Source organism: Candidatus Poriferisodalis sp., assembly GCF_965204125.1.
In the GTDB taxonomy this organism is placed as follows: Bacteria; Actinomycetota; Acidimicrobiia; order Acidimicrobiales; family Poriferisodalaceae; genus Poriferisodalis.
The window spans coordinates 1,123,613-1,149,213 of sequence record NZ_OZ241968.1 but is presented as its reverse complement, the minus strand read 5'-3'; the positions used below and the strand labels follow the sequence as shown (position 1 = coordinate 1,149,213).

The window sequence follows — 25,601 nt, the reverse complement described above, 5'->3', positions numbered from 1 at the left end:
CGTGCTGCTGGCGTGTGTGGGGGGCATCACGTCGCCGGCGGCACGCGACTGGCTTCGCTGGCGTCGAGACCGGCGTCGCGGCGCGATGGCAGTGGCGGCTCGCTCGGCGGGCATTGGCGACTTTTGCGCTGCGGTGTCACGCGGGCTGGGGGGCGGCGACACGATGCTGCAGGCGCTGCGGGCCGCCGCCGACGGGCCCATGCGGGCACCGGTGGAGCAGATCGCAGCCGAGCACGAGCGCGGCGTCACGCTGAGCCGGGCCGTGCAGCGTTGGGCGGCGCGCGAGCAGACCTCGGAAGCTGCGCTGCTCTCCACGGCGGTCACGCTGGCCTCGGATCGGGTGGGCGCGCAGCCCCAGCTCTTCGATCATGTCGCTGCGACTGTCCGGGCCCGTGCCGACATGGCCGCCGAGGCTCGGGTGCACGCGGCGCAGGCCCGTGCGTCGGTGTGGGTGGTGGCGGCACTGCCGTGGGCTGTCGCGCTGGCGCTGCTCGCCGAGGGCGGCGCTGCTGCCCGGGTGCTCACCTCCACGCCGCTGGGCTGGTTCTGCGCCGGCGGAGCGCTCCTGCTCGAGCTGGCGGGCGTGTCATGGATGCGTGCCACGGTCGCGAGGGCGCTGCGATGACCACTGCACTCATTGCCGTCCTGCCGCCCGCCGCTGGGTCGGCGCCGGCCGGCTTCGCTGCTGTGCCGCCACCTGGCGGGCTGACGGGTTCGCCGGTCGGCGCGCTGGTCGTCAACAGCGTGGTGCTGTCGAACCCGGTGGTCATCGGAGCCTTGGCAGCCGCGGCGGTGTGCTGGGGCGGCTTCGTGAGCCGTCCGGATCCCGGCCGCCGCCGTGTGCTGGAGCTCGCGGCTCCCAACTGGCCTGCAACTGGCGCAGCCCGCGGCGCCCAGAGTGCCGACAGCCTGATGACGCGGTGGCTGCGTCGCCGCGACCTCCCGCACCCGGATCGCGTGGCCGCCGAGCTCGGCGCCATTGTCGATGTGATGAACGTGGCCCTGACGTCAGGGCTGTCGATCATCGCCTCGCTGCAGCTCGCGCTCGGTCATCTCGACAGGGCGAGCGCCATCAGGCGCCGGCTGGTGGGACAAGCCGCCTTCGAACATCTCGACGAAACCCTGGAGGAGTTCGGACAATCCTGCGGCCCGCGCGCCCGTGCCTTCGCTGCCGCGGTCACGAGTTCCATGCGCACCGGCATCCCGCTGGCGCCCGAGATGGAACGCCTCGGCCGGGAGCTGCGCGAAGACCGCCGCCGCCGGCTCGAGGGCAAGGTGCGCCGCCTGCCGGTGCTGCTGTTGTTCCCGCTCGTGCTGTGCGTGCTGCCGGCGCTCGGGCTGGTCGCCATCGTGCCGGTGCTCGTAGCCGCCTTCGGCGGCTGACATGCCTCGCCCGCCCAAATCAACAGAACCAGAAGGAGTCATCATGTCCGAACACTCGACTACCCGTGCCACAGGCCCATACGCCCAGCTGCGCCGCACACACCGGCTTGCATCCGACCAGGCCGATGCGCCTGACCCGGCCGACCCTGCCGAGGCGACCGGCGAGGCCGGACAGACCACGGCCGAGTACGCGCTGCTCACCGGCGCCATTGCACTGCTGGTTGCGGCAGTCACCGCCTGGGCAACCAGCACCGGCAAGATCGGCCGCTTGCTCGACGCAGTCTTCAACTACCTGACCAAGGCCATCTCCTGAAATCAAGTCCGGCGAGCCGAACGCTCCCGCCACTTCAGCCACCGAGCGCAGGCGCGGCGCAGGAGCGCGGGCAGGCCACCGTCGAGCTGGCCTTGCTACTGCCCTTCCTGGTGCTGCTGCTCATGTGCATCGTCCAGACGGCGCTGGTCGCGCGCGACGCGGTGCTGGTGTCGCACGCGGCCCGGGTGGGCGCGCGCATAGCCGCGGTGGAGCCGTCGATGGACGCCGTCCGCAAGGCCGTGGTGCAGGCTGCCCCGCTCGATCCGGACCGGCTGGACGTGGAGCGACGAGTCGAGGCGAAACTGGTGCGCGTCACCGTGCGTTACCGCTCTGCAACTGAGGTTCCGCTGGCAGGTGCACTGGTCGGCGACGTCCATCTGACCGAGTCCGCGGCGATGCCCGACGAGCGCCCGCATCGCTAGAGAACAGCCGCCGAAATTGCCGCTTGCGCATGTCACACCCATGGGGTTCAATGGCAAGTCACACACCTGTAATTACAGGCGAGCGATCTCGGCCGCCGATGAGCGCAGCGGACACGGCCGCCGAGTTGAAATCGGGGAGGGCCCATGGCATTCGCAACTGACGTAGCAGTCGAGCTACCAGCAGGGAACTGGTGGGACGAGGCAAATTGCCTCGGGGTCGATCCCGACCTGTTCTTTCCCGAGCGCGGGGCGAGCACCCGCGAGGCCAAGGCGGTCTGCCGCGGCTGCGTCGTCAGCGATGAATGCCTCGAATACGCACTCCAGAACAGCGAGAAGTTCGGCATCTGGGGCGGCATGAGCGAGCGGGAACGCCGCCGGGTGCGCCGCCAGCGAGCCCTCACGAGGCGCGCCGCCGCCGGCTGATGCCGCGCGCCGCCGCGTCATCGGCTGGCCGTTAGCCGACGGCAGAGCAAGTGCGGTCGCCGGCTGACCTGTTTCAAGCCGGCTGACCTGTCCCGGCTGACCTGTCTCGGCTATCGGTCTGATCGGGCACTGGTACGCTCGCGAGCGTGATGGCCATCGCGCTCGGACCACCCGAACTGCTCATCCTGCTCATCATCGTGCTCGTGCTGTTCGGAGGAGCCAAGCTGCCCAAGCTGGCGCGCTCGCTGGGCCAAGCTCAGCGCGAGTTCCGTGAGGGCGTGAACGACGAGGACAAGGCGGCCGGCGACAAGACGTCTGGCGACAGCTCGTCAAGCGATTCCTGATTCAGGCAGCGCGGGCGGCCTTGCTGGCCCGGCGGCGATCTCGCAGGATCCGGCGGCGCTGCCGCTCTGAGGTGCCGCCCCACACGCCGTGGGTGATGTTGTTGGCTAGCGCGTACTCACGGCAGGCGTCGGCCACGGGGCACTGGGCGCACACCTTCTGAGCCACGATCACGCCGGCGCCGTCATTGGGAAAGAACACGTTGGGATCCATGTCCGCACACCTGCGGAACGGGACCCACTCCGCGGCCAGGCTCTCGGAGCCCTGAGACATCTGCGGCTCGTACACCGGATTGATCTGCAACATCACAAGAACCAACGCCCCAACCAGCCAACCGGTTCCCTGATTCAGCCACTCTCACCGAATTCTCATGTAGCGCGTCGGTACCCTTGCGCCACCGCAGACAAGGACAACCGTGACCGACATCGCCACCGAAGCCGAACAGCTCCCGCCTGAGGTCGGCATCCGCATCATCTACCTGGGCCCCGTCGCACCGCACTGGGAGATCGAGGGCATCTACGGCGACGAAGCAGCCGTCGACGAGTTTCGCCGCCGGACGAACGCGCGCCTGCAGCTCCTGCCGCCTCACGACCCGCAGTTCCGCCGCAACCGCGAGCGGGTGGTGCGTGACGCCGAGCGTGAGAACTACGAGCTCCACTGGGACCTCGGCATGCCCGAAGAAGAAGACGAAGAGACGCGAAGAGACGCGAGTTAACGCGTTCACGGATTGTTCACGGCATCCGTTCCCGTCGTTCACCACGAACCCGCGAGGCTGTCACCGTCCGTTCGTAGCGTGCGCGTCCATGCGAAAGACCCCCTTGTCATCCCGCCGCGGCACGAAGCTGCTAGCGGCACTGCTCACCGCGTTCGCTCTGATCGCCGCTGCATGCGGCAGTGACGACGACTCGTCTGACGACGGCGCCGCCAGCGCTCCTGCGACGACAGCCGCAGCGGCGGCTCCCGCCGCGACCCAGGCCCCCGCGGACGACATGGCCGACGACATGTCGATCAGCGGTTCCATCGACGTCACCGGCTCCTCGACCGTCGAGCCCGTCACCAACCTGCTGGCTGAGGCCTTCTCCGAGCAACATCCCGACGTGGCGTTCTCGGTCGCAGGACCCGGCTCGGGCGACGGCCACAAGGCCGCAGCGGCCGGCGAAGTGCCCATCTGGAACAGCTCTCGCCAGATCAAGGACTCCGAGGCCGAAGACATCAACGCCGCCGGCATCGAGTTCATCGAGCTGCGCGTCGGCATCGATGGCATCTCGGTGATCACCGCCGCCAGCAACGATTCAGTCGACTGCCTCAGCTTTGAAGACCTCTACAGCCTGGTCGGCATCGAGTCGACCGGATTCGACTCATGGGCAGATGCCAACAGCCTGAACGCCGAGCTCGACGGCAGCGGTCCATTCGCCGACGGCGCGCTCGAGATCTTCGCGCCGGGCGAGGAGTCGGGCACCTTCGACAGCTTCATCGAGATCGCACTCGAGGACGTCTGGGAGCACCGGGTCGAAGAGGGCCACGCCGATGAGAACTTCGCCGTGCGCCCCGACTACAACGCTTCGGCCAACGACAACGTGATCATCGACGGCATCGCCGGCAACCAGCACAGCCTCGGCTGGGTGGGCTTCGCCTTCGCCGACGAGAACCGCGACAAGGTGAAACTGGTGGAGGTCGACGGCGGCGACGGCTGCGTGGCGCCCACGCCCGAGACCATCGCGTCGGCCGAGTTCCCGATCGCTCGTTTCCTCTACACCTACATCGACGCTGCGCAGGCCTCCGACCCCGCCATCAAGGCGTTCGTCGACTTCATGCTGAGCGACGAGGGGCAGACCTACGTGGTCGATGCCGGCTACGTGAACCTCGACCCTGCCGACCTTGAGCAGTCGCGCAGCAACTGGGCCAACCTGACCACCGGCAAGACGTTCTAGCCACCGGCAGGCTCAGCCCACTGATCCGGGAATCCCTCCCTCCCGCTGATGGTCCCCCTCTGGTGCCCTCTCCCTTGCGCACATGCGCAGCGGTCGGGGTACCCGAGGGGGACATCGGCGTGTTTCTAGAATGACACCGCCCATGCCACAGGACACCTCCGACCTGAGCGTCGCCGACTTGCGGACGTCGGCGAGCCGGCGAGCTTGGTCAGCAGGGGCACGCTGGGCCTTCGCGCTGGCCGCGCTCGCCACGGTGATCGTGAGCGCGCTCATCATCTGGACAGTGGCGTCGGGGGCGTGGACGTTCATCAGCCAGGTGGCTTGGGGCAACCTCACCGAGATCGGCTGGTTCCCCCGCCGGGGCCTGTTCGATCTCAGCACGCTGCTGGTCAACTCGGTGCAGATCTCCGTCATCGCGATGCTCGTGGCGGTGCCGTCGGGATTCGGCGCTGCGATCTACCTCTCTGAGTATGCGCATCCCAAGGTGCGCAAGGTGATGAAGCCCACCCTCGAGCTGCTGGCCAGCGTGCCCAGCGTGGTGCTCGGCGTGTTCGCCATCAGCTTCATCACCCCGTCGATCCTCAGCAACTTCTTCAGTGAGATCAACTTCTTCAACAAGCTGGCGGCGGGAATCGCGGTGGGCCTGCTGGTGATCCCCCTCATTGCCTCGATTGCCGAAGACGCGCTGCGCGCCGTGCCGGTGGCACTGCGGGAAGCCTCCTCGGGCCTCGGCGCTCGCAAGGTCACCACGTCCATCCGGGTGGTGCTGCCCGCCGCGATGTCGGGGCTGATGGCGGCCATCATCGTCGGCTTCAGCCGCGCCATCGGCGAGACCATGGTGGTGACGATCGCGTCGGGCGGCGGCGACACGTCGCTGTTCAACCTGTCGCTGTTCGAGTCGGGCGGCACCCTCACGTCCGCCATGGCGGCGCTGGGCCTGGGCACCGACCAGGTGGCCGGCAGCACCCTGGCGTTCCAGAGCCTCTACTTCCTGGGCGCCCTGCTGTTCGCCATCACGCTGGTGCTCAACATGCTGGGCGATCTGATCGTGCGGCGACTGCAGAACAAGTACTGATGGCTGTTCTCACCACTCCCGCAGGCATCGCCACCGGCGCCGCCGATGCCCTGCGCCGCCGCCCCGGCGCCGACGTGGCCGGCTCAGCCTTCAAGTGGCTGCTCATCGGCGCCACCGTGTTCGCCACGGGCTTCCTGGCCGTGCTGCTCGCGGTGATGATCGTGGACGGCTGGGACGTTCTGTCGGGCAACCTCTGGCACTTCCTCACCCACGGCTTCTCCCAGCGCTCCGCTGGCGAGGCCGGCGTGTGGCAGGGCATCCTCGGCAGCCTGCAGGTGGCGCTGGTGACCGGGGTGTTCGCCGTGCCGACCGGCGTGGCCACGGCGATCTATCTCGTCGAGTACGCCCAGGGCAGCCGCTTCGCCCGCATCGTCGAGCTGAACATCCGCAACCTGGCCGGCGTGCCTTCGATCGTGTACGGGCTGCTCGGCTTGGCGGTGTTCGTTCAGACGATCGACGGCTTCACCAAGGGCAAGACGGTGATCGCCGGCGGCATGACGCTGGCCGCCATGGTGCTGCCGATCGTGGTGATCACCTCGGTGGAGGCGCTCAAGGCCGTGCCCGATTCGCTGCGCGAAGCTGCCTACGGTGTAGGGGCCACCAAGTGGGAGGTGCTCTCACGCCAGGTTCTGCCTGCGGCCTTGTCGACGATTCTCACCGGCACGGTGCTGGCGCTGGCGCGCGCCCTGGGCGAGGCTGCCCCGCTGATCTTGGTGGGGGCGGCCACCGGCTTCATGAGCTTCGGCGATGCCAACGTCTTCGAGACCTTCACCGGCCCCTACACGGCACTGCCGGTGCTCATCTTCAACTTCGCCCGCCAGCCCGGCGCCGACTGGGGGGCGAATGCCGCTGCGGCCAGCGTCATCATCCTGGCGCTGGTGCTGGCCGTGAACGGCCTGGCCATCTACCTGCGCAATCGCTTCGAGAAGCAGTGGTGACGGCGCCGCCATGAGATCATCCGGAACAGGTGAAACGTGAATCCCGAGAAGGCCCTGATGACCGACGAGTCCGAAGCACCAGAGATCCTGGCGCCATCGGCACCCCACACGCAGACCCGCATCGACGTGAGCGCGGTCGCGGCCATGGCCGGCCAGCGCGCCGATACCGAGACGGTGTTCGAGTGCGGCGACATCAACGTGTACTACGGCGACTTTCTGGCCCTGCGTGATGTCACTCTCGACATCGCAGCGCATGAGGTGACCGCGTTCATCGGCCCGTCGGGCTGCGGCAAGACCACGTTCCTGCGCTGCTTCAACCGGATGAACGACCTCATCGAGGGCGCCCGGGTCGACGGCACCATCCACTACCACGGCGTCAACCTGTATCAAGACGAGGTCGACCCGGTGGAGGTGCGGCGGCGGGTGGGCATGGTGTTCCAGAAGCCGAACCCGTTCCCCAAGTCGATCTACGACAACATTGCGTACGGGCCGCGGCTGGCGGGCGTGAAGCGATCCGCGCTGGACGACGTGGTGGAGGGCTCGCTCATCCGGGCGGCGCTGTGGGATGAAGTCAAAGACCGTCTCAAGATGTCGGCGTACGGCCTGTCGGGCGGCCAGCAGCAGCGGCTGTGCATTGCCCGAGCCATTGCGGTGCAGCCCGACGTGGTGCTGATGGATGAGCCCTGTTCCGCGCTCGACCCGATCGCCACGGGCCGCATCGAGGAGCTCATCGCCGAGCTGAAGACCGAGTACACGATCATCATCGTGACCCACAACATGCAGCAGGCCGCTCGTATCAGCGACATGACGGCCTTCTTCTCGGTGCAGGCCAACGAGATGGGTCACCGCACCGGCGAGCTGGTCGAGTACGCCCCGACCTCGCTGATCTTCACCAACCCCGACGACCCCCGCACGGAGGCCTACATCACCGGGCGGGTCGGCTAGCCAGAGAACTGCGACCGAGCAGCGCAAATACGCCACACTGCATGACATGACCGAAGAAGTACGGACCGAGTTCCATCAGCTGATGGACGAGGTTCGTGCCGATCTCGTGCAGATGGGCGGCATGGTGGCCGAGGGGATCTCGGCGGTGAGCGCTGCGCTGCTCGCCGGCGACATCGGCGGGGCCGACCAGATCATCGCTGCCGACGACGAGCTCGACCTGCTGAGCCTCGAAGCCGAGGAGAAGTGCGTGCAGCTGCTGGCCCTGCAGCAGCCGGTGGCGGTGGACCTGCGCACCATCCTGACCGACCTGCGGATGATCTCCGAGATCGAACGCAGCGGCGACCTGGTCACCAACATCGCCAAGGCGGTGGCCCGGCTGCACGGGGCGGAGCTGGAGCCCCGGGTGCGGGGGCTGATCGACCGCATGCGCGAGCAGGCGGTGAAGCTGACGGCCAGGGCCATGGATGCTTACGCCGAGCGCGACGCCGGCCTGGCGTCGGTGCTCAACGACATGGACGACGTGCTCGACGACCTGCACAACGAGTACATCGTGTCGGTGTTCGCCTCGCACGAGCTCGGCAAGATCAGCATTCAGCATGCCGTGCAGCTCGCGGTGGTGGGCCGCTTCTACGAGCGCATCGGCGATCACGCCGTGAACGTGGCCGAGCGCGTCGAGTTCCTGGTGACCGGAGAGCTGCCCGAGCATCTGGGCGCCAACCGGGCCCGAGCCCGCCGGGAGCAGGACGAGATGTGATTGCGGCGCTGGTGGCGGTGGCAGCCGCACTGGCAGTTGCGCTGGTTGTGGTGTTGCTGCTGGTGCGAGGGCGCAGTTCGGCCGCGGAGCGGCTGGGGCGTGTGGTGCACCGGTTTGCCGGGGAGGGCGAGGCGCCCCGTCCGGGCGAGGCACGGCTCGACCACAACAGCCTCGACGACTGGATCACCTACCTGGAGTCGGTTGCCACCACCGCGGCCATGACGGCCAACCTGGCCGAGCGCGACCGGGCTCGCTGGCAGCTGGCGATGAATGAGCTGTCGGTGGGCGTGGTGCTGGTGGACGAGGACGGCAACGTGTGCGCCAGCAATGCGCTGGCCGACGAGATGATGTCGGCCCGTGATGCGATGGCGCTGGTGGGCGCGGGGGTCACGCAGCTCCTGGAGTCGGCCCAGGAGGGGCAGGCTCGTTCCCGCACGGTGAAGCTGACCGGGCCGCCGCCGCAGGTGATCGAGATCAGCGCGCATCCGGTGGCGGGCGACAGCCATGCGCTGGGCGCGGTGGCGGTGATGGCCGACCGCACCGACGGCGTGCGGGTGGACGAGGTGCGCCGGGATTTTGTGGCCAACCTCAGCCATGAGCTGCGCACGCCGGTGGGTGCCATTGCGCTGCTGTCGGAGACGCTGGCCGGGGAGGATGACGCTGCGGTGCGCACCCGGCTGGTCGACCGCATTGGCACTGAGGCCGACCGGGTGAGCCACATCATCGACGACTTGCTGGAGCTGAGCCGGGTGGAGCTGGAGGGCTCGATGCGGCAGGAGCCGGTGCCGGTGGTGCCGCTGCTGGGCGAGGTGGCGCACCAGTATTCCGAGCACGCTCGCAAGCACGACGTGTCGCTGGTGAGCCCGGCGGAACCTGAACAGCTCGTTCTTCATGCCGACCGGGGTCAGCTGCTGCGGGCGGTGGGGAACCTGGTCGACAACGCCATCAAGTACAGCGACCCGGGCGCGGAGGTTCGGCTGTCTGCCGCGCCGAGTTCTCGTGCCGATGGGCCCCCGTCGGAGGTGCCGGCCGATGCCGATGAGCAGGCGTGCGTGGATGTCGTGGTTGCCGACGACGGCATCGGCATTCCCGCCGACGAGACCGAGCGGGTCTTCGAGCGCTTCTACCGGGTCGACAAGGCCCGTGCCCGGGCCACGGGCGGCACCGGGCTGGGCCTGAGCATCGTGCGACACGTGGTGATGAACCACGGCGGCGAGGTGATGCTGCACACCCGTGAAGGCGTGGGCACCACGTTCACGCTCAGGCTGCCGGCAGAACAGGACGGGGCGAGCACATGACATCGGTACTGGTGGTCGACGACGAGCCGTCGTTCACCGAGGCCCTCACGGTGGGCTTGCGGCGCGAGGGCTTCGAGGTGCGCACGGCGGCAGACGGCCGGGCGGCGCTGGCCGAGATCAGCGAGTCCGAGCCCGATCTGGTGTTGCTCGACGTGATGCTGCCGGGCATGTCCGGCCTCGACGTGTGCCGTGAGATTCGCAAGCAGTCACGCGTGCCGCTCATCATGGTGACCGCGCGGGCCGAGGAGATCGACGCCGTGGTGGGCCTGGAGGTGGGGGCCGACGACTACGTGGCCAAGCCGTACCGGATGCGTGAGCTGGTGGCCCGCATGCGGGCGGTGCTGCGGCGTGCTTCGGGCCAGCCGCCGGCGCAAGCCGACTCTGCGTGCTTGGCGGAGGGCGATGTGGAGCTCGACATCGACCGGCACGAGCTGCGGGTGCGAGGCGAGCTGGTCACCCTGGCGCTGAAGGAGTTCGAGCTGCTGGCGTACCTGCTGGCCCACGCCGGGCGGGTGGTGACCCGTGACAGCCTCATGCAGAACGTGTGGGAGTACAACTACGTGGGCGACACCAAGACGATCGATGTTCACGTCAAGCGGCTGCGGGCCAAGATCGAGGACGACCCGTCGAACCCGCAGCGCATCACCACCATTCGTGGGCTGGGCTACCGCTACGAGCGGGCCGCGCCGCCTGTTGCTTAGAACGTGCGCCGACTGGCCCTGCTTGCTGAGTAACGCACAGCCTGTTTGTCACATCGAGGGCGCACAATGGTGCTGATGACCTGGGGCAGCGGCTGATGCAGCCGTTCACGTGGCTTGCGCGTACGCATCTGCTGTCTGCTGCCGGCGATGCGCTGATTGCGATCGCGCTGGCCGGGTCGCTGTTCTTCAACCTCGATCCGGCGGCTGCGCGGCCCAGGGTGGCGCTGTACCTGTTGGTGACGATGGCGCCGTTTGCGGTGGTGGGGCCGCTGATCGGGCCGCTGGTGGACCGAAGCCGTGGCGGGCGGCGGGGGATGATCATCGGCGCCGGCATTGCCCGGGCGGTGCTGGCGCTGCTGATGGTGCGCCATCTCGATTCGCTGTTGCTGTTCCCCGAGGCGTTCGGCGCGCTGGTGGCGGGCAAGACGTATCACGTGGCCAAGAGCGCGGTGGTGCCGGGGCTGGTGCGCGAGGAGCGCGACCTGGTCGAGGCCAATTCGAAGCTGATGCTGCTGAGCGGGCTGGGGGGTGCGCTGGCTGCGGGGCCCGGTGTGCTGCTGAGCCTGGCGTCGTCGCGCTGGGTGCTGGTGCTGGCGGCGGTGGTGTTCGTGCTGATGACGTTCCCGGCACGGCGGCTGCCCCGCTTTGCCGTGCGGCCGCGGACCTTGGACGACGCGCCGCCTGCAAGTCCAGCACCGGAGCCGCCGAGTCCGCCGCCTCAGCGCTGGCGCCGTCCTTCAGACAACTACACCGGTCCATGGGTCGATCCCCCCCACGACATGAGACCAACGCCCGCCGCAGCCACACGACGGCGAGGCGGGATGCTGCTGGCGGGTTCGGCCATGGGCGTCGTGCGGGCCATGACCGGCTTCACGCTGTTCCTGATCGCGTTCTGGCTGCGCACCGACGACGCAGCGCCGTGGTGGTTCGGCTTCATGTTCACCGCCAGCGCGGTCGGCCAGCTCATCGGCGCCGTGGGTGCGCCGTGGCTGAGACGCCGTGTCCGTGAGGAGGTGCTGCTGGCCAGCACGCTGCTGCTGGCGGCTGCGGTGTCGTTCTATGTGGTGACTGCGCCCGACCGCTTCTCGGTGCTGGTGCTGGCCATGGTGATCGGCCTCATGTCTGCGCTGGGGAAGCTGTGCTTCGACGCGATCGTGCAGCGCGACGAGGTGCCCGCCGACCGGGGCCGCACGTTCGCCCGCTTCGAGACCCGCTTCCAGCTCATGTGGGTGATCGGCGGGTTGGTGCCGGTGGCGGCGCCCAGCGGCATCCTGCCGCTGCGGGCCGGGGTGATGCTGCTGGGCATTGCCGGCCTGGTTGCGGTGGTGCTGTATGCGGGCGGGCTGTGGGCGCTGGCGCGGGGCCGGCGTCCGCCGTCGGAGATCATCGCCACCCGGGTCCGCACCCGCATCCGCCGCCCCAGGGACAGCTAGAGCGGCAGGTCGAGGCGGGCGAGCCAGAGGCCGGGTGCGACGAGCTCGTTTGGCGTGGGAAGGCCGCCGGGCTCGAAGAGGCGGGCCAGCCCCTCGCGGCCGGCTCGCTCGATCACGCCGGCGATGAAGCTGTCTCCCCGGTCGCGTGCCTCGGCGGTCAGCCGCACGCCGAGCAGACGGTCGGCATAGTCGGCGCCGGCGAGGGCGCGGCGGCGCACGGCCTCGCTGAGCGCGCCGAATCCGCCGATGAGGCGGGGACCTGCCTGGGCCACCACGTCGTCGACGTAGGCGGTGAGCACGCAGATCAGCGTTTCGAGGTGAGTCTGTTGCTCGTCGCGGGTCACGCCGAGCAGCAGCTCGGGATTGCCGAAGATGCGCTGGAGCTGTTCACCGAACTGCGCCTGGAGCTGCTGCGGGTCGCTGGCGTCGTCGAGCGACGGCAGCTCCAGCTCGCCGAAGTCCATGGGGTCGCCGCGGCGGAAGCCGTCGACATGTTCGACCAGCAGCCGGTCGAGCTGTTCCCGGATGTCGGGCTCGGCCAGCACGGCGTGCATGGTGTGCTCCCGGATGGCCACCCACAGCATCACGTCGTCGACGTCGAGGCTCCATTCGTTGGCGAACTCGGCGATGTTGGCGGTCACGATGAGCACGCGGGGCATGGGGATCATGAGGTCCGAATTGCCGAACGCGCTGGTGGCGAGGTGGCCGGCCATCATGCCGGCGGTCATCGCCACGGTCATGGGGCTCATCATGGCGAGCAGGCCGGCGAAGGGATCTTGAGCCGTGGTGCTCGCTGGATCGGGTTGCTTCAGCCGTTCCGACAGCCGGTCCATGAGCGGGCGGATGGTCTCCAGCGCGCTGGTGGCCCAGCCCGAGCGGGTGACCGGCTCGAGCTGCGGTGCGACCTGCAGGCCGGCGACATGTGCCACGTGCAGCTCTGCCACCCGGCTGATCTCGCTGAGGCGATGCCGCTCGACCGGATCGACGTTGTGCTCGAGCTTGCCGCCGGTGGCGAGCTGGTTGGCGGCCTGGCGGGCGCCTTCCCAGAGCTGCTCTTCGTTGCCCCCGAAGATGGATGCGATGTCGCCGAGGAACGGGATGCCCGAGAACGGGTTGTCGTCATCGTCGGCCACAACGGCATCGTACGACGGGTCACGGTGCACCGGAGCAGCGCCCCTGCCGCTGTGTGCTGCGATCGACTACGGCTGCCAACCGCCGCTGCTGTGGGGCGCAGTGACCGGGGGCAGGGTCATGAGTGAGGCATCGTAGGGGTATGAGCCGGATTGCCGTGTCGGGTGCAGGCGGCGTGATCGGCGCCCGGGTGCTTCAGTGGCTGGCCCAGTCGTTCGATGTGCTCGACGTCGACGCCGCCGATGCCGACCGTCAGCACGACCTGGGCGGCGCCGAGGTGCTGGTGCACCTGCGGCTGACCCGGGAGGTGACCTCCGACCGGGTGCGGCGGGTGCTGGCCGCGGCCCACGGCGTGCGGCACCTGACCATGGTGTCGAGCGCCAGCGTGTACGGGGCCTGGCCGAACCATCCCACGCCGATCTCGGAGGATCTGCCCGTGCGCCCCAACCTGGAGGCGTCGTGGGCTGTGCATCATGCCGACGCCGAGCGGATGGTGCTGGAGTGGTGCGATCAGGGTGATCGCTCGGTGGCGATCCTGCGGCCGGCGCCGGTGGTGTCGAGCGGCCTGGGCGGCCCGATCGGCGAGGCGATGCTGGCCGCGGCCCCGATCCGCACGGGCAGCGACGACCCGCCGGTGCAGTTCCTCCACCTCGACGATCTGGCGTCTGCTGTGGTGCTGGCCACGCAGCGCCGGCTGTCGGGCGTGTTCAACGTGGCTCCCGACGGGTGGCTGTCGCCGGGAGAGCTGCGGGCGCTGCTGGGGGCTCGCCCCAAGATCCGTCTGCCGATGCCGCTGCCCAAGCGGCTCGACCGCTACGTGGCCCGGCGGGTGGGCCACGCGGCGCCCGAAGGACTGCTCCCGTACACCCGCTACAGCTGGGTGGTGGCCAACGACCGGCTGCGGGCGGAGGGCTGGGAACCCCGCTACAGCAGCGCCCAGGCGTTCGTGATCGCCGACGTCGGGATGCCTTGGGACGACCTCAATGCTCGCCAGCGCCAGTACGCCACGCTGGTCGGCGCGGGGGCCGCGGTGGCGGCAGGCGGCTGGGCTGCCGCGGCCTGGCTCCGGCGCTCCTACGCTTTGCGATGATGTCGCCCGACGGGATCCATGCCGACACGTGGGTGGAACTGACTCACGACGAGCTGCCGATTGCCGCCATCTATGCATGGGCGCTTGATCCGGCGGCGGGAGCGGTCGTGCTGTTCTCCGGCACGGTCCGGGATCATGCCGAGCACCGCACGGGTGTGACCCAGCTGGTGTATGAGGCGTACGAGTCGGAGGTGGCGCCTCGCTTTGCCGACATTGCCGCCGAGTTGCGTCGGCGGTGGCCGAGCGTGCGCAAGGTGGCGCTGCTGCACCGGGTGGGCATGTTGAGTCTCAAGGAAAGCTCGGTCGTGGTGGCTGTCTCGGCACCACACCGGGGTGAAGCATTCGAAGCTGCCCGGTTCGGCATCGACACGTTGAAGGCCACGGTGCCGATCTGGAAGCAGGAGCATCATGACGCCGGCACCGACTGGGGCCTGCAGTCGCAGCCGATCGCGCAGGTGCCCCGGTCATGAGCCCGCTGTTGTTCCTGGCGATCGCAATCGTGGTGCCGTTGCTGGGGATGGTCGTCTTGGGCATCGGCGCTCGCATCAAGCACCAGAAGGCGACCGACGACGAGACAGGGCTGTTCCGGCGCAAGCTCGAGTCGATCGCCCCTCCCGATTCGCAGGACATGCCAGCGGGCACACCGGGACTCGTTCGGGCGATGCGCAGGCGCAGAGGCAGCAGTTCCCGCGAGCAAGCACCCGGCACTGCTGACGCCGTGTCCGACGACGCCGAGCACGCCGGTCATACCGCTGCCGCGATCGAGCCAGCCGTTGCCGCGACGACTGACGCCGAAATCGACGGGCGGCGCGGCCGACGCCGAATTCGGCGAGCGGCACAAAGGCCTGGAGCACTCATTCCGGTCCAGAAGCCATCAGCGCCGGCCAGCATCCGGCTGGTCGAGCGCGACTACTCGGTGCCGCTGCTGCCGCCGCTGAGCGCCGACCTCGAAGAGCTCCCGCTGCAGCCAGGCGAGCGGCGGAGCCGTCGGGCGGTACCCCGCCCACTCGAAGCCGAACGGCGGCACGACCGCGTGATCTCCGCCAACCAGAGGCCCAACCAGAGGCATCGTTCTGGCTCGTGACCTGGCGATCGATCTCGGCACCGCGAACACGCTGGTGTACGAGCGGGGGCGCGGCATCGTCTTCAACGAGCCGTCGGTCATAGCGCTCAACGAGCGTTCTGGCGACGTGCTGTCGGTGGGGCGCGAGGCCTGGCAGATGATCGGGCGCACGCCGAGCTACATCATCGCTGCGCGGCCGCTGCGCCATGGCGCCATCACCGACTTCGACATCACCCAGCGCATGATCCGGCTCATCCTGCAGGGCGTCGGCGTCGGCCGTTTCGGCCGCACCCGTGTCGCCGTCTGCGTGCCGTCGCTGATCACCCCGGTCGAACGGCGAGCGGTGATCGAGGCGGCCCGGCGTGCCGGGTCGTCAGACGTCCGGCTCATCGAGCAGCCGATCGCTGCGGCCATCGGCTCGGGCCTGCCGATCCACGAACCCACCGGCTCCCTGGTGATCGACATCGGCGGCGGCACCGCCGAGATCGCCATGGTGTCGCTCGGCGGCCTGGTATCGCTGCGTGCGGTCCGTGTGGGATCGTTCGACTTCGACACCGCGCTGATGAACTACTCCCGCCGCGTGCACGGCATCGCCATCGGCGAGCGCACGGCGGAGGAACTGAAGATCAGCATCGGCTCGGCATGGCCGGTCGACGACAAGTTCGACGCCGAGGTGAAGGGCCGTGACCTGTCGACGGGTCTGCCCCGCACTTTCGTCATCACCCCCACCGAGGTGCGCTCCGCATTGGCCGACACGGTCGAGCTCATCGTGGAAGCTGTCCTGGAGTGCCTGGGCGAGGCGCCGCCCGAGCTGGCACAAGACCTCATCCACACCGGCGCCCTCATGGTCGGCGGCGGCTCGCTGCTGCAGGGCCTTGACCAGCGCATCGCGTCCGAGGCACGTGTGCCCGTGCTGCGCTCGGAGTCGCCGCTTGAGACGGTTGTGCTGGGCGCTGGCCGGGCGCTCGAGAACTTCGAGTCGCTCCACGCTTCGCACACGATTCCCGGCCGCTGATCCGTCCCGGCGGTGGGGCACGCTGGTTGGGCGTGCTCATCGGTTTGCTGTTCATGAGGTCATGCTTTCGCGGGGGTGTGACACGACGAGGCCTGCACGAGGCTGAGTCGATGGAGTTCGGCGCGTGTTGAACGCTGTGCTGGCGCGATTGGCGGTGCGTCGGGCTGCGGCGCTGCTCGCAGCGGTGCTGCTCGCCGCAGGCTGCTCGGAATCGCTCCCCGAGGTCAGCCCGCCGGTGCAGCCGCAGCTTGCTCCTGCCCACGGCTATGACGCCGGCGTGTTCACGCTGGGCGTGCTGGTTGACCTGACGGCCGCTGCTGCGGAGGCTGAGAGTGCGGCGCTCGCCGGCGTGCAGGCCTACTGGGCCGGCGTCAATGCCCGCGGCGGCATCGCCGGGCTCTACCCGGTTGAGCTGTCGGTGAAACACCTCGACGCCGTTGGCACATCGGCGGGCGACGCCACTGCACTTGGCGACGGCGGCGCCGCCGCAATCGGTGAATGGGATGTCGCAGCGCTGGCCTACGTCAGCAGCGTGATCGACGCCGCCGACGTGACGGCCGGGCTGCCGTTGCCGGTAGTGCCGGCCGTGGCCACGCTGGCCGGCGAGGATCTGGACTGGGTGCTCACATCGGCCGCGCCGGTCGAGCTGACCACCGTGGCGTTGCTGAACCGCTTCCGAGCGAGCGCACCAGGCGCCACCTGGTGCGTCATCGTCGACGGTTCACCCCCGGGCCGCCGGGTCGCCACGGCGGCCTATGCCGCAGGCGCTGCCCGTGAGACGGTGCCGGCAATGCTCGACCTCGACGTGGGCGAGATCGAGGTGCTCGATCTGGACGCGTCCGTCTTCGACGTCACCGACGCGGTCAGCGACCGCCAGTGCGGGTACGTACTCGTCGAGGCGGCCGAGCCCGGAGCAATCCACGTGCTCGAACGGCTCCCGCCGAACCTGACCGTCGTACGACGCTCCACCCTGGCCGCTGGCCTTGAGCTGCCAGGACAGGTGGAGCTGCTTATCGACCCCGCCCCGCCCTGGCAGACCGGCCGCTCCGCCGTGATGGATGCGTTCGCCGCCGACTGGACGAGGTTCCACGCCGACACCGCAACCGAGCCGCTCACGCAGCCTGCGTCGCCCACTCAGCCCGACGGCCGCCCGCTGGCAGACCCCCGGGTACGGGCCGGATGGCTGTCACAGCTGCGCCTGCACCTGTTGCTGGAGCAAGCGGTCGCTGCCGGCGATGTGAGCCGGGAACGGCTCGTCGCTCTCGCTCCGCAGGTCGATCCGGTCGACCCTGACCGCAACACGCTGCCCGGCGTGCCTCGCATCGGCATGGACATCTCCGAGCCGATCGGCGGCGGACCGCTGCGCACCCTCCGTCTCCACGGCCGCAGCGATGTCGCCGCCGACGAGCTCGGGCTGCGCCAAGTGCTTGCCGTCGATGTGACTCACCTGGTGGAACTGCTGCGAGACCGCCTGAGCGACGTGGGTTAGCTGGCGTCTCGTTCTCTCAGAATGCCGCGGTTCTGGTACGGCCGCGGTTCTGGTACGGCCGCGGTTCTGGTCCGGCCGCGGTTCTGGTCCGGCTTCAGTTCTGGCCCGGCCCGAGCGGGTCACGGGGCCCTCGGTTGTCGGACATAGGCTCCCTGCTCGACCTTCCGACGCTCGACGGCCTTTTGCCCTGGCGTCCAGCCGTCGGGGCCCACAACGAGTTCGAAACCGTGCTCGTGAAGGTGCTGGTGGTGGGTGTGGCACAGCAGCACCAGGTTGTCGAGATTGGTGGGGCCGCCGTCGGCCCAGTGGACGACGTGGTGCGCATCGCAGCGCGAGGGGGGCGCATGGCAACCCGGCCACTGGCAGTGCTTGTCGCGTGCGATAAGCAGCCGCCTGAGCCGCAACGGCACGGTGCGTCGTGCCCAGCCGATGTCGGCGGATCCACCTCGCCCGCCCAAGATGATCGGAATGATCTCGGCGTCGCATGCGAGGCGCCGCACAGTCTCCGGCGCGAGCTCGGTGCCGGCGTCGGTGACGCCGGCCTGGTCGGTGTGGCCGCGCAACGCATCAAGGCCAATGAGCACGCTGATCTGCGCGGGAGACAGCCGCTGCGCCTGCTCGGCATGCCCGTCGCGACATGCGCGTGCATGCAGACGGTCGACCGCAGCGGCGTCCTGCTCGGTGAGGGTGACGCCAGCCAGCGCGTACGCGAGCGTGTCGGCGTCGCGTTGCGCCGGTGTGCGCTGGTGCTTGTCGTCTTGCCACAGGGCGCGGCGCAGCGGTTCGAGCGCCGCTTCGATGCCGGCTCCCGTCTCCGGATCGAACGTTGCCCACAGCTTGAGCATTCCTTCGTGATCGCGGCCCCATCCAGCGCCCCGAGCCGCGCGCTGGCGCAGGAATCGCTCGGTCGGCGTCTCGACGCCGTGTGTGGCTTCGGCTTCGCGTAGACATCGACGGGTGGTGTCGGTGTCGTGTGAGGCGGCAGCGGCCACCAGCTCCGTGCGCACCTCGTCGGGGACGCGAGCGTCGCACAGTGATTCAGCCTGATCGGCGTTGATGTCGCCCGCCGCCAGCGCGTCCAGAACGGCTGCGTGCTCGCGAGCCTTGCTCGCGACGCGGCACAGCCGGCGTGCTTCCCGCTCGGATACGCCGGTGGCGTCCCGCAACGTCAGATGTGGCATCGGATCCGGAGCCACGCCCGAGCGGCTCAGCTCGTGCAGCGCGCCGAGCACTTCGGCCCGGTAGCCCGCCAGCCGGTTGGCGAGCTGTTCGATATCACCCAGCGCATTGACCAGCTCGTCCCGGCGCAGCAGCGTGAGCTCACCCCGGTCGAGGCGCCGCAACACGAGCATTCCTGGCCGATCGGTCGTGAGATCGATGGGTCGGGGGGCTGTCGGGGTTGCCTCGGCGCTGCCAGAACCGCTTCTCAACATGGGAACAACCGTAGAAGCGGGGTGTGACACGAATGACTGAAAACAATCGAACAAACAGAAATGAGAGGGAATGATTTGAACCGGTGTCGCAGGGGGTCGGGGTGGTATGTGCGGCCCGCCGACTGAGGTTGCGTTGGCGTCGAGCGACCCCGCTCAGCGCACGGGCACGCCGAGCAGTTCGCCGGCGATGGCCCGCACCTGGCGGTCACGATCCTCGAGCGCTGCCCGCACGGCATCGGCGGCCCGGTCGTCGTCGAACTGGTACAGCCCGAGCAGCGCACGGCGGCGGATCTGCGGCCGGTCGTCCATGGCGGCCAGCAACATCTCGAGCGCCATCCCACGGGCAGCGACGTGCGCCGCACCTGGCTCGGCCTGCTTGCTTGCCGCAGCGGTGGGGGTCGCACCCGGTCCGGCCACTGGGTCGGCGGCAGCCTCCTGGGGCGCGCCCGCTTCGGCGTCCAAGCCAGCAGCGATCGCCCCCAATGCCGCCACAGCGCTCTCCCGGCACAGCGGATCGTCATGGCCGCCCGCCACCCGGCACAAGTCCTCGACTGACCCAGGATCCCGGTCACGCTCGCCGAGCGCCGCCGCTGCCACCTCAACCACCGACGCATCCGGATCGCTCAGCAGCTCCACGAGCTCGACATCGGGCGGCGCCAGCTCCGCGGCCCGGCACCGCACCGCCACCGCCTCGTCCCCCAAGGCCCGCCTGACCTGCTCCGCTTGCAGCGCCCCGCACCGAGCCAGCGCTCCGAGCGCCGCCGCCCGCACGCCCGGATCGTCGTCGTCCAACAGCCGCTCCGCCACGGCTGCCTCGCCCCGATGACCCGCCACGACCGCTTCCAGCCGGCGTGCGTACGCCTCGCCCTCCGCCCTGCTGTCATCGCCTGCCATCAAGAGATCACCGAGACCGTCCGCGGGCTCACCCACAAGTCATCAGACCAGCGCCAGTGCTCTCGCTCGTAGCCCGTGGCCTCATTGCTGCTCACCCGATCAGCGCTTCGAGCACCAACGCACCTACCACTGCGCCGACCAGCACCAGCGCCACCAGGGCAATCACACAGATCGCTGTGAACGCCCCCAACCCGAGCACTGCAACCAGCTTGCGCCAGATCGCAGTGGGCTTGTATGGCCACCGCCCCGGTTCTGTGCACCCAGATTCCAAGTGCCCCGGCTCGACCCGCTGCGCTTCGATGCGCCCCGGTTCCATCTGCCCAATATGCCCCATCTGCGACCCCACCGCGCGTGCCCTCGCCAAGGCGCATGGCACGCTGTGCGCCTGTGACCGATACGACCGGCGGCCTGCCGGAAGACGATCCCGGCGACGGTCCCGACGACCGGCTCGACGATGGGTCCGACGATGGCCCGGACCTCGGCTGGCGCGCCCTCGCTGGCTCACTTGACGACCTCGGCTTCGCCCTGCCGCCCGCCGCCGACACCGCGGCGCCAGCCGCTCCCGCTCCCGCCGCCGAAACCGCCGCGCCCGCTCCCGCCGCCGAAACTCCCGCCGCCGACACTGCCGACACCGGCGCTCCCGCAATCGACACCGCCACCACCGCAGCCGACCCGGCCGAACACCCAGACCCCGCCCCCACGCGCTCGGGCCACCCGCGCCCCCGCCAGTATTCCCGCGGCTCCAACGCCTTCATTGGGAGCATGCTCGTCCTGGCGCTCCTCATCTTCACCGGCTTCACCGTCACGCTCAACGACAAGGCCATCATCGCCCCCGGCCACACGGCCGACATCGAGGAATTCGTCGACGTCCGCGACCACCCCGCCTACGCCTCCGACGCCACCATCTCCCTCGTCAGCGTCCGCACCAGCTTCGCCCCGTCGCTGTTCGAAGTGATCGGCGGCTGGCTCGACGGCGCCCTCGAAGTGGTCGACATCGAAGACATCCTCGGCGAGCGCACCGTGGCCGAGAACCGCGACGCCGGCCGCCTCCAGATGGACCAGTCCACCCAGGTGGCCGTGGCCGTCGCACTCGAGCACCTGGGCCACGAGATCATGACTCCCATCGGCGCCCGCATCGAGCGGGTCATGCCCGACGCCCCGGCCGACGACGCACTGCGCGAAGGCGACATCGTGCAAGCCGTCGGCGACACGGCCATCACCACGGCGCAGCAGCTGTCCGACACGGTCAAGGCCCACGAGCCGGGCGCCACCGCCACGTTCACCGCCCTCGCCCCCGACGGCCAGACCCGCACCGTCACCGTCACCCTGGCCGACCGCGACGGCGTCGCCCTGCTCGGCGTCATCGTCACCACCCACGTCGAATTCGCCGAGCCGCCCATCGACGTGCGGCTCCACATCGAGAACATCGGCGGCCCCTCGGCCGGCCTGGCCTTCACGCTGTCGGTCATCGACGCCCTCACGCCCGAACCGCTCACGGGCAACCTCGACGTCGCCGCCACCGGCACCATCCACCACGACGGCAGCGTCGGCCCGATCGGCGGCGTGCCGCAGAAGTCCCACGCCGTCGTGCGAGCCGGCACCGACCTCTTCCTCGTGCCCGCCGCCCAGGTGGAAGAAGCAGTAGCCGTGGCCGAGCCGTCAGTCGCCGTCGTAGGCGTCGAAACCCTCGAAGAAGCCCTCGCCGCCATCGAAGCCCACCGGCGCTAGATGTCTGGGCCATTGAAATAGTTACAACCACTATTGCATCACTAGATTGCACCGATGCACTTGTGCCGACGACGTTCCCCAGCTGCCCGTGTCTTCGGAATGCCGGGCACGAAGCGTCGGCGGTGTCAGTCCGCCGCCTGGAGCGCGCTCGTTGTGGCGACATCGATGCTGGCGATTGCGAGCCCCGCGGGAGCACATGGCCAGGAGGCGGTACTGCCGCCGCCGAGCTACACCGAGACGGACTGCACGGACAAGGTGCCGATCGTGGTGGCATCCGACGCCCCGGCGCAGTCGGATCTGTACAGCGCCGTGACCCTGGCAGGGGTGCTGGATACCCGATGCGTCGTGCTTGCTGGACCGCGAGACGAACCCATGCCAGAGGCGCAGCTCGCTCGCTTGGAAGCTGCTGCAGACGGCGGGTTCATCGTCGGCGGCAGCGCAGCAGTGCCCGATGCCAAGGTGGCCGATCATGCCCTGACCCGGCTGGCCGGCACCGACCGCTGGCATACGGCTCGCCTGGCGGGCGCGCAGGCGTTGATCTCTGCCGGCGGCGCCGACACAGGCACAGTCGAGGCGTCGGCGGGCGCCGAAGACCCGACGACCGACTGCACTGGCGACGTGGCGATCTTGGTGGCCTCTGACGAGGCGGCGCAGTCCGACCTGTACAGCGCCGTGACGCTGGCCGGCGTGATCGGCACCGACTGCATCATCGTCACCGGGCCGCGTGATGCCGATTGGCCCGAGGATCAGCGGCAGCGGGCGAGCGTCACGGGGACCGGCAGAGCCTTGGTGGGCTACGTCGTGGGCGGCCTCGACGCGGTGCCCCAAGAGAAGTTCGAAGGGCTGAGCCACTCGTTGACCCGGATAGCCGGCGACGATCGCTGGCACACCGCACAGCTCGTCAGCACCCAGGCACGCCGCATCGCCCAAGGGGAGCCCACTGAGGCCACCGAGGAGGGCACCGTGACCTACACGGCGCTGTCGTCGGGGTTCGAGCATTCGTGCGCCCTGCGCTCCGACGGCACCGCTGTGTGCTGGGGCTCGAATGTCGAGGGCAAGGCGAGCCCGCCCGAGGGCACGTTCACTGCTGTGTCTGCGGGCGGGCACCATACGTGCGCCCTGCGCTCCGACGGCACCGTCGCGTGCTGGGGTTCGGACGAGTTCGGCCAGTCCAGCCCGCCCGAGGGCACGTTCACTGCTGTGTCTGTGGGCGGGCAGCACACATGCGGGTTGCGCTCCGACGGCACCGTCGCGTGCTGGGGATTGGACGAAGACGGCCAGTCGACGCCGAATGTCGGCAAGTTCGCAGCGGTCTCGGCCGGGGAGTTCCACACGTGCGGGCTGGCGGCGACCAACGACATGTTCTTCTGCTGGGGACTGCTGACGGGCAGCGGATCGGGAGACTTCGCGCAGCTGTCGGCGCATCTCGGCCCCCAAGTGTGCGTGCGGCACGGCGACGGCACGGTCACCTGCTGGGGTGCGATCTACGAAGGCGGGGGGCCGGCGAGGATCAGCATCCCGCAGGGCGCCATTACTGCGGTGTCGACCGGGGGCCGCCACGCGTGCGGGATCGCCTTGGGCACCGTGTTCTGCTGGGGAGAGGACTCGCACGGCCAAGTCACAGGCGGCGGTGAGGGCAACGCCCACGTAGTCCAGAATCAAAACGGTGACGTCGTGCCGTTTGTCGCACTGTCTGCTGGCGGCTTGCACACCTGCGGACTGGCCGAGGACGGCACCATCCACTGCTGGGGAGACAACCGCGGGGGCCGAGCCACCCCGCCGATGAGCTAGCTACTGCGTCACGTGAGGCCGGCGAAGATCAGCGCTCATATCACGTCAACCCATCAGCACACATAGCCGCCGACAAGCTCGAAGCCCGTGCCCGTGATCCCGAGTTCCGTGCAGTAGGCCGCTGGACTCGTCGGCAGCGTGTCGGTGCAGCCCTTCTCCACAGCGCAGTAGCTGTTCCATGCCTGCGCCACAGCCGTGTAGCCGGAAGCACGCGTCCTGCCTTCCTCGGCGGCGAACCAGGCGTTCACCACGGCAATGGACTTGGTCTCGACCGCTGTGTATTTCGGGGTCGACGGTGAAGAGGAAGCGCACGAGGTCGAACCGGTGACGGGTTCAGTCTTGTCGTTGGAAACGAACTGCTGACCATTGGAGTGCAGATCCCAGCGCTCGCCGTACGCCATGAATCTGGCGTCTGCCGGATCCACCTCAAAGGTCACCGGCGTTTCGGTGTCGGGGTGCAAGGTGGCGCCTGGCGTGTTGCCCACGTTGTCCAAGGAGACCTCGTAGTGCAGCGAATAGCTCATGCACACGCCGGTGATCGTCATGTCGTTCGTTGCCACCGCGGGTCCTGCGGCCACCGCCAGCAGCCCGGCTGCAAGCACGGCACAGGCCCCTGCTCTCGCTGTCCTCATCACCACTCTCCTTGTGCTCACCGTCGAGGGCGGGCGTCGTCGAAGCGATCAAGCTAGATGAAAATAGTCATGACTACGTGGCAATCGCGTCCGATTCAGCGGAACCTGCCATGCGACAGGTGCAGTCGCTTCCCCAGCATGTGTTCTGGGCAGACGAGATCGGCTTCGACGCCACAACGCTCGCCGGCGTCATCGGGCATCGCCAAGTGACCGACGCCTACCTCGCCGCGCTCGCCCAGCACTTCGGGGGCCGTCTGGCAACACTCGGCCGCGGCCTCGCAGCGCTGCCCGGCAGGTCTTGGGCCCGGCGCGAGCTGGTAGCTATGCGCGCACGATGTCGATGTCGATGCGGGCCGCGTCGGCGAGCGCCGCTATGTCGTGAGGGTCAGAGGTCAATATCTGGTCGCCTCCACGGCACAGGGCGACGAGCGCGGCATCGATGGCATCGACAAGGCCTGTCCGCGCCAGCAACACACCTGCCCGGCGGCCCAGCTCATCGTTGAGCGGCACAACGCGAGTACCCAGCAGAGCTTTCGCCAGCCGGGCTTGACGCCCTGAACCGCCCCGCCACACCTGCGCCACCACGCCGCCATGGGTCAGCGGGGGACGGCCGGTCAGGTGATGTTCAGGAGCCAGGACACGCCGAATCGGTCTCGACCCAGCCGAAGCGCTCCAGAGCCTTGTCTCCACGGCAGATGTGGCAGCGTGGGGCGGTGACGGTCACGATCCGGCGAGTGCAACGTCATGAGCGAGCGCATTTCGCTGCGCCGGTACTCGATCTGCTGTTCTCCACCGGCCCAGAGACATTCAGCTACCAGTTCGGCGGACGAGCATTGTTCGACAAGATGCTCGGTGTCTCGTGGACGACCGCCGGCACCTTGGCCGGGTTCGACGCAGCGTATGCAGCATTCGACTTGGCCGCTGCCGCTGAGGTCGAGCCCGTCGGGGTCGAATTCGGAGGCACTGCCGCTGACATGGAAGCCCGGACTGTCGCACTCGAATCGGCATGGGAGACCATGGCCGCCGAAGGCGCACTCGCCGCGAGCGTGCTGCTCGGCGTTCGCGGGCGGCGTCGTCTCGCACGCTGGCTGATCCCGAAGATCCCCGAAGACGCCTACTACGTGGACATGCTTGCAGTGGCACCCTCACGGCGTGGGGGCGGCATTGGACGCCGACTGCTCGAGCATGCCGCTGCGCGGGCCGCCGCCGCGGGCCTCGCCAGCGTCCATCTCGATGTGTTCGAGAACAATCCGGCTGTGCGGTTCTACGAGACACTCGGCTTCGAGACGGTCGCCCGCACGATCGCCCCGGATCCGCACACTCATGGTGTGCCTGCCGAGCTGCGCATGATCCGAGAACTCGGCGACTGAGCCCTTC

General features: G+C 69.1%; 31 protein-coding genes. 23 read left to right on the top strand and 8 right to left on the bottom strand.

Annotated elements, in window-relative coordinates:
* Window position 1 precedes the first annotated feature (1 nt).
* From ACOGXD_RS05360 to tatA, 6 genes are all read left to right on the top strand, one after another.
* The gene (locus ACOGXD_RS05360) at window positions 2-625 is read left to right on the top strand and encodes a type II secretion system F family protein (protein WP_419916877.1); all 624 of its coding nucleotides are present in this window, start codon (window positions 2-4) and stop codon (window positions 623-625) included.
* A complete protein-coding gene (locus ACOGXD_RS05355; protein ID WP_419916876.1) occupies window positions 622-1,383 on the top strand; it encodes a type II secretion system F family protein in 762 nt (253 codons plus the stop codon). The genes ACOGXD_RS05360 and ACOGXD_RS05355 overlap by 4 nt, the downstream gene beginning before the upstream one ends.
* 43 nt (window positions 1,384-1,426) lie before the next feature.
* Window positions 1,427-1,696, top strand: a complete 270-nt coding sequence (locus ACOGXD_RS05350) for a hypothetical protein (RefSeq protein WP_419916875.1) — start codon at window positions 1,427-1,429, stop codon at window positions 1,694-1,696.
* Between the two features lie 110 nt (window positions 1,697-1,806).
* A complete protein-coding gene (locus tag ACOGXD_RS05345; RefSeq protein ID WP_419916874.1) occupies window positions 1,807-2,118 on the top strand; it encodes a hypothetical protein in 312 nt (103 codons plus the stop codon).
* A gap of 144 nt (window positions 2,119-2,262) precedes the next feature.
* A complete protein-coding gene (locus tag ACOGXD_RS05340) occupies window positions 2,263-2,541 on the top strand; it encodes a WhiB family transcriptional regulator (protein ID WP_323672114.1) in 279 nt (92 codons plus the stop codon).
* A 149-nt stretch (window positions 2,542-2,690) separates the two neighbouring features.
* Window positions 2,691-2,885: a twin-arginine translocase TatA/TatE family subunit gene (gene tatA / locus ACOGXD_RS05335; protein WP_419917358.1), complete on the top strand. Its 195-nt coding sequence runs from the start codon at window positions 2,691-2,693 to the stop codon at window positions 2,883-2,885.
* Window position 2,886: 1 nt separating this feature from the next.
* Here tatA and ACOGXD_RS05330 read toward each other — a convergent pair whose 3' ends face one another.
* A complete protein-coding gene (locus ACOGXD_RS05330; protein WP_419916873.1) occupies window positions 2,887-3,189 on the bottom strand; it encodes a WhiB family transcriptional regulator in 303 nt (100 codons plus the stop codon).
* Between the two features lie 109 nt (window positions 3,190-3,298).
* Here ACOGXD_RS05330 and ACOGXD_RS05325 point away from each other — a divergent pair, with 109 nt between their 5' ends.
* The 9 genes from ACOGXD_RS05325 to ACOGXD_RS05285 all read left to right on the top strand — a co-directional run bounded on the left by ACOGXD_RS05325 (window position 3,299) and on the right by ACOGXD_RS05285 (window position 11,958).
* Complete coding sequence (locus ACOGXD_RS05325) at window positions 3,299-3,598, top strand: hypothetical protein (protein WP_419916872.1); 300 nt, start codon at window positions 3,299-3,301, stop codon at window positions 3,596-3,598.
* Window positions 3,599-3,686: 88 nt separating this feature from the next.
* Window positions 3,687-4,814, top strand: coding sequence for a PstS family phosphate ABC transporter substrate-binding protein (locus ACOGXD_RS05320; RefSeq protein WP_419916871.1), 1,128 nt, complete (start codon window positions 3,687-3,689; stop codon window positions 4,812-4,814).
* Window positions 4,815-4,956: 142 nt separating this feature from the next.
* The gene (gene pstC, locus ACOGXD_RS05315) at window positions 4,957-5,889 is read left to right on the top strand and encodes a phosphate ABC transporter permease subunit PstC (protein WP_419916870.1); all 933 of its coding nucleotides are present in this window, start codon (window positions 4,957-4,959) and stop codon (window positions 5,887-5,889) included.
* Window positions 5,889-6,827 (top strand): phosphate ABC transporter permease PstA, encoded by a 939-nt coding sequence (gene pstA, locus ACOGXD_RS05310; RefSeq protein ID WP_419916869.1) that lies wholly within the window; start codon window positions 5,889-5,891, stop codon window positions 6,825-6,827. The genes pstC and pstA overlap by 1 nt, the downstream gene beginning before the upstream one ends.
* A 144-nt stretch (window positions 6,828-6,971) precedes the next feature.
* Complete coding sequence (gene pstB / locus ACOGXD_RS05305; protein ID WP_419917357.1) at window positions 6,972-7,772, top strand: phosphate ABC transporter ATP-binding protein PstB; 801 nt, start codon at window positions 6,972-6,974, stop codon at window positions 7,770-7,772.
* A gap of 46 nt (window positions 7,773-7,818) precedes the next feature.
* The gene (gene phoU / locus ACOGXD_RS05300; RefSeq protein ID WP_419916868.1) at window positions 7,819-8,526 is read left to right on the top strand and encodes a phosphate signaling complex protein PhoU; all 708 of its coding nucleotides are present in this window, start codon (window positions 7,819-7,821) and stop codon (window positions 8,524-8,526) included.
* On the top strand, window positions 8,523-9,824 hold the full coding sequence (locus tag ACOGXD_RS05295; protein WP_419916867.1) for a sensor histidine kinase: 1,302 nt from the start codon (window positions 8,523-8,525) through the stop codon (window positions 9,822-9,824). Before phoU ends, ACOGXD_RS05295 begins: the two co-directional genes overlap by 4 nt.
* On the top strand, window positions 9,821-10,525 hold the full coding sequence (locus tag ACOGXD_RS05290) for a response regulator (protein ID WP_419916866.1): 705 nt from the start codon (window positions 9,821-9,823) through the stop codon (window positions 10,523-10,525). Before ACOGXD_RS05295 ends, ACOGXD_RS05290 begins: the two co-directional genes overlap by 4 nt.
* 95 nt (window positions 10,526-10,620) lie before the next feature.
* Window positions 10,621-11,958, top strand: a complete 1,338-nt coding sequence (locus ACOGXD_RS05285) for a hypothetical protein (RefSeq protein ID WP_419916865.1) — start codon at window positions 10,621-10,623, stop codon at window positions 11,956-11,958.
* Here the strand turns inward: ACOGXD_RS05285 and ACOGXD_RS05280 are convergent.
* Entirely contained in the window at window positions 11,955-13,091 is a 1,137-nt protein-coding gene (locus tag ACOGXD_RS05280) for a zinc-dependent metalloprotease (RefSeq protein ID WP_419916864.1), read from the bottom strand. The two genes, ACOGXD_RS05285 and ACOGXD_RS05280, sit on opposite strands and share 4 nt — an antisense overlap.
* A gap of 140 nt (window positions 13,092-13,231) precedes the next feature.
* Between ACOGXD_RS05280 and ACOGXD_RS05275 the strand changes: the two genes are divergently transcribed.
* The 5 genes from ACOGXD_RS05275 to ACOGXD_RS05255 all read left to right on the top strand — a co-directional run bounded on the left by ACOGXD_RS05275 (window position 13,232) and on the right by ACOGXD_RS05255 (window position 17,746).
* A complete protein-coding gene (locus ACOGXD_RS05275; protein WP_419916863.1) occupies window positions 13,232-14,179 on the top strand; it encodes an NAD-dependent epimerase/dehydratase family protein in 948 nt (315 codons plus the stop codon).
* Window positions 14,179-14,649 (top strand): molybdenum cofactor biosynthesis protein MoaE, encoded by a 471-nt coding sequence (locus tag ACOGXD_RS05270; protein WP_419916862.1) that lies wholly within the window; start codon window positions 14,179-14,181, stop codon window positions 14,647-14,649. The genes ACOGXD_RS05275 and ACOGXD_RS05270 overlap by 1 nt, the downstream gene beginning before the upstream one ends.
* Window positions 14,646-15,263 carry a hypothetical protein gene (locus ACOGXD_RS05265; RefSeq protein WP_419916861.1) on the top strand — a complete coding sequence of 206 codons (618 nt, stop codon included), beginning with the start codon at window positions 14,646-14,648 and terminating at the stop codon, window positions 15,261-15,263. The genes ACOGXD_RS05270 and ACOGXD_RS05265 overlap by 4 nt, the downstream gene beginning before the upstream one ends.
* A 34-nt stretch (window positions 15,264-15,297) precedes the next feature.
* Entirely contained in the window at window positions 15,298-16,257 is a 960-nt protein-coding gene (locus ACOGXD_RS05260) for a rod shape-determining protein (protein ID WP_419916860.1), read from the top strand.
* A gap of 124 nt (window positions 16,258-16,381) precedes the next feature.
* On the top strand, window positions 16,382-17,746 hold the full coding sequence (locus tag ACOGXD_RS05255; RefSeq protein ID WP_419916859.1) for a hypothetical protein: 1,365 nt from the start codon (window positions 16,382-16,384) through the stop codon (window positions 17,744-17,746).
* Window positions 17,747-17,865: 119 nt separating this feature from the next.
* On the opposite strand, the gene ACOGXD_RS05250 is transcribed toward ACOGXD_RS05255, so the two are convergent.
* From ACOGXD_RS05250 to ACOGXD_RS05240, 3 genes are all read right to left on the bottom strand, one after another.
* The gene (locus tag ACOGXD_RS05250) at window positions 17,866-19,179 is read right to left on the bottom strand and encodes a hypothetical protein (protein WP_419916858.1); all 1,314 of its coding nucleotides are present in this window, start codon (window positions 19,177-19,179) and stop codon (window positions 17,866-17,868) included.
* A gap of 153 nt (window positions 19,180-19,332) precedes the next feature.
* Window positions 19,333-20,109 carry a HEAT repeat domain-containing protein gene (locus ACOGXD_RS05245; RefSeq protein ID WP_419916857.1) on the bottom strand — a complete coding sequence of 259 codons (777 nt, stop codon included), beginning with the start codon at window positions 20,107-20,109 and terminating at the stop codon, window positions 19,333-19,335.
* A gap of 55 nt (window positions 20,110-20,164) precedes the next feature.
* The gene (locus ACOGXD_RS05240; RefSeq protein ID WP_419916856.1) at window positions 20,165-20,389 is read right to left on the bottom strand and encodes a hypothetical protein; all 225 of its coding nucleotides are present in this window, start codon (window positions 20,387-20,389) and stop codon (window positions 20,165-20,167) included.
* A gap of 71 nt (window positions 20,390-20,460) precedes the next feature.
* On the opposite strand from ACOGXD_RS05240, the gene ACOGXD_RS05235 reads away from it, so the two are divergent.
* Window positions 20,461-21,801 carry a PDZ domain-containing protein gene (locus ACOGXD_RS05235; protein ID WP_419916855.1) on the top strand — a complete coding sequence of 447 codons (1,341 nt, stop codon included), beginning with the start codon at window positions 20,461-20,463 and terminating at the stop codon, window positions 21,799-21,801.
* Window positions 21,802-21,966: 165 nt separating this feature from the next.
* Window positions 21,967-23,592, top strand: coding sequence for an RCC1 domain-containing protein (locus ACOGXD_RS05230; RefSeq protein ID WP_419916854.1), 1,626 nt, complete (start codon window positions 21,967-21,969; stop codon window positions 23,590-23,592).
* A 53-nt stretch (window positions 23,593-23,645) separates the two neighbouring features.
* On the opposite strand, the gene ACOGXD_RS05225 is transcribed toward ACOGXD_RS05230, so the two are convergent.
* The 3 genes from ACOGXD_RS05225 to ACOGXD_RS05215 form a co-directional block, all read right to left on the bottom strand.
* A complete protein-coding gene (locus ACOGXD_RS05225; protein WP_419916853.1) occupies window positions 23,646-24,224 on the bottom strand; it encodes a hypothetical protein in 579 nt (192 codons plus the stop codon).
* 95 nt (window positions 24,225-24,319) lie between these two features.
* Window positions 24,320-24,466 carry a hypothetical protein gene (locus tag ACOGXD_RS05220; protein ID WP_419916852.1) on the bottom strand — a complete coding sequence of 49 codons (147 nt, stop codon included), beginning with the start codon at window positions 24,464-24,466 and terminating at the stop codon, window positions 24,320-24,322.
* 79 nt (window positions 24,467-24,545) lie between these two features.
* A complete protein-coding gene (locus tag ACOGXD_RS05215) occupies window positions 24,546-24,734 on the bottom strand; it encodes a hypothetical protein (protein WP_419916851.1) in 189 nt (62 codons plus the stop codon).
* Between the two features lie 203 nt (window positions 24,735-24,937).
* On the opposite strand from ACOGXD_RS05215, the gene ACOGXD_RS05210 reads away from it, so the two are divergent.
* Window positions 24,938-25,594, top strand: a complete 657-nt coding sequence (locus tag ACOGXD_RS05210) for a GNAT family N-acetyltransferase (RefSeq protein ID WP_419916850.1) — start codon at window positions 24,938-24,940, stop codon at window positions 25,592-25,594.
* Window positions 25,595-25,601 lie beyond the last annotated feature (7 nt).

Excerpts from the sequence above, each read along its gene's own strand:
- ACOGXD_RS05340 (WP_323672114.1), top strand. The coding sequence starts at position 2,263 with ATGGCATTCGCAACTGACGTAGCAGTCGAGCTACCAGCAGGGAACTGG.
- pstC (WP_419916870.1), top strand. The coding sequence starts at position 4,957 with ATGCCACAGGACACCTCCGACCTGAGCGTCGCCGACTTGCGGACGTCG.
- phoU (WP_419916868.1), top strand. The coding sequence starts at position 7,819 with ATGACCGAAGAAGTACGGACCGAGTTCCATCAGCTGATGGACGAGGTT.
- ACOGXD_RS05230 (WP_419916854.1), top strand. The coding sequence starts at position 21,967 with ATGCTGGCGATTGCGAGCCCCGCGGGAGCACATGGCCAGGAGGCGGTA.
- ACOGXD_RS05250 (WP_419916858.1), bottom strand. The coding sequence starts at position 19,179 with ATGTTGAGAAGCGGTTCTGGCAGCGCCGAGGCAACCCCGACAGCCCCC.
- ACOGXD_RS05240 (WP_419916856.1), bottom strand. The coding sequence starts at position 20,389 with ATGGAACCGGGGCGCATCGAAGCGCAGCGGGTCGAGCCGGGGCACTTG.
- pstB (WP_419917357.1), top strand. The coding sequence starts at position 6,972 with ATGGCCGGCCAGCGCGCCGATACCGAGACGGTGTTCGAGTGCGGCGAC.
- pstA (WP_419916869.1), top strand. The coding sequence starts at position 5,889 with ATGGCTGTTCTCACCACTCCCGCAGGCATCGCCACCGGCGCCGCCGAT.
- ACOGXD_RS05225 (WP_419916853.1), bottom strand. The coding sequence starts at position 24,224 with ATGAGGACAGCGAGAGCAGGGGCCTGTGCCGTGCTTGCAGCCGGGCTG.
- ACOGXD_RS05320 (WP_419916871.1), top strand. The coding sequence starts at position 3,687 with ATGCGAAAGACCCCCTTGTCATCCCGCCGCGGCACGAAGCTGCTAGCG.
- ACOGXD_RS05290 (WP_419916866.1), top strand. The coding sequence starts at position 9,821 with ATGACATCGGTACTGGTGGTCGACGACGAGCCGTCGTTCACCGAGGCC.
- ACOGXD_RS05285 (WP_419916865.1), top strand. The coding sequence starts at position 10,621 with ATGCAGCCGTTCACGTGGCTTGCGCGTACGCATCTGCTGTCTGCTGCC.
- ACOGXD_RS05350 (WP_419916875.1), top strand. The coding sequence starts at position 1,427 with ATGTCCGAACACTCGACTACCCGTGCCACAGGCCCATACGCCCAGCTG.
- ACOGXD_RS05330 (WP_419916873.1), bottom strand. The coding sequence starts at position 3,189 with ATGTTGCAGATCAATCCGGTGTACGAGCCGCAGATGTCTCAGGGCTCC.
- ACOGXD_RS05355 (WP_419916876.1), top strand. The coding sequence starts at position 622 with ATGACCACTGCACTCATTGCCGTCCTGCCGCCCGCCGCTGGGTCGGCG.
- ACOGXD_RS05270 (WP_419916862.1), top strand. The coding sequence starts at position 14,179 with ATGTCGCCCGACGGGATCCATGCCGACACGTGGGTGGAACTGACTCAC.
- ACOGXD_RS05275 (WP_419916863.1), top strand. The coding sequence starts at position 13,232 with ATGAGCCGGATTGCCGTGTCGGGTGCAGGCGGCGTGATCGGCGCCCGG.
- ACOGXD_RS05265 (WP_419916861.1), top strand. The coding sequence starts at position 14,646 with ATGAGCCCGCTGTTGTTCCTGGCGATCGCAATCGTGGTGCCGTTGCTG.
- tatA (WP_419917358.1), top strand. The coding sequence starts at position 2,691 with ATGGCCATCGCGCTCGGACCACCCGAACTGCTCATCCTGCTCATCATC.